The sequence below is a fragment of the Pseudoroseomonas cervicalis ATCC 49957 genome (assembly GCF_000164635.1).
GTDB lineage: Bacteria > Pseudomonadota > Alphaproteobacteria > Acetobacterales > Acetobacteraceae > Pseudoroseomonas > Pseudoroseomonas cervicalis.
This window is the reverse complement of sequence record NZ_GG771099.1, coordinates 1-921: the sequence shown is the minus strand read 5'-3', so window position 1 is coordinate 921 and position 921 is coordinate 1. Positions and strand designations below refer to the sequence as shown.

Genomic DNA, 921 nt, shown 5'->3' with positions numbered 1-921 from the left:
TCGGCCTGCGCGCCGCCCCCGAGGCCTGGGAGCGCGCCGCCGGCGCCGAGCCGGAGGAGCCCGCCCCCCTGCCCCGTCGTCCCGTCGCCGCGGAGTGACCGCCATGCCCCTCGACCTGCTCGACCTGCTCGACGACCGCGCCCTCTGCCTCGATGTGCAGGCCGGCAGCGCGGCGGAGGTCATCGCGCTGCTGGCGTCGCGGCTGCACGCCCAGGGCGCGGTGGCCGGCAGCTACGCCGAGGCCGTGCTGGCGCGCGAGGCGGTGATGCCGACCGGCCTGCCGCTGGGCGCCATCAATGTCGCCGTGCCGCACACCGACGCGCATCATGTGCGGCGCCCGGCCGTGGCACTGGCGGTGCTGCGCCAGCCGGTGCCCTTCGGCAACATGGAGGACCCGGACGACCACCTGCCGGTGCGGATCGTCCTGGCCCTGGCGCTGAACGACAAGCACGCCCAGATCGAGGCCCTGCAAACCGTCGCCGGGCTGATCCAGGCGCCGGAGATCTTGCAGGCGCTGCTGGCGGCGCCCGACATCCCCACCGTCCGCGAGGTGCTGCGGGCGCTCAACAAGGACCGCGTGCATGGCTAGACCGAAGACGATCCTGGTGGCCTGCGGCACCGCCGTGGCCACCTCCACCGTGGTGGCCACCGCCATCGAGGAGACGATGCAGGAGCGCGGCATCCCGGTGCAGATCCGCCAGTGCAAGGCAACCGAGCTGCCCAGCCTGGTGGCCGATGCCGATCTCGTCGTCTCCACCACGCCGGTGCCGGCCGATCTCGGCAAGCCGGTGGTCAAGGGCCTGCCCTTCCTGACCGGCATCGGCAAGGCCCAGGCGCTGGACGAGATCGAGCGCCACCTGCGCGGCTGAGGCCGCGTGCCGCTACCCCCGCGCGGCCGGGCCGCGCGGGGGGCCGCGCCGG

The 921-nt window shown here is 74.9% G+C and carries 2 protein-coding genes; both read left to right on the top strand.

Annotated elements, in window-relative coordinates; translation table 11 throughout:
- Window positions 1-103: 103 nt before the first annotated feature.
- A complete protein-coding gene (locus tag HMPREF0731_RS21950; RefSeq protein ID WP_007006459.1) occupies window positions 104-589 on the top strand; it encodes a PTS sugar transporter subunit IIA in 486 nt (161 codons plus the stop codon).
- A complete protein-coding gene (locus HMPREF0731_RS21945; RefSeq protein WP_007006458.1) occupies window positions 582-869 on the top strand; it encodes a PTS sugar transporter subunit IIB in 288 nt (95 codons plus the stop codon). Before HMPREF0731_RS21950 ends, HMPREF0731_RS21945 begins: the two co-directional genes overlap by 8 nt.
- Window positions 870-921 lie beyond the last annotated feature (52 nt).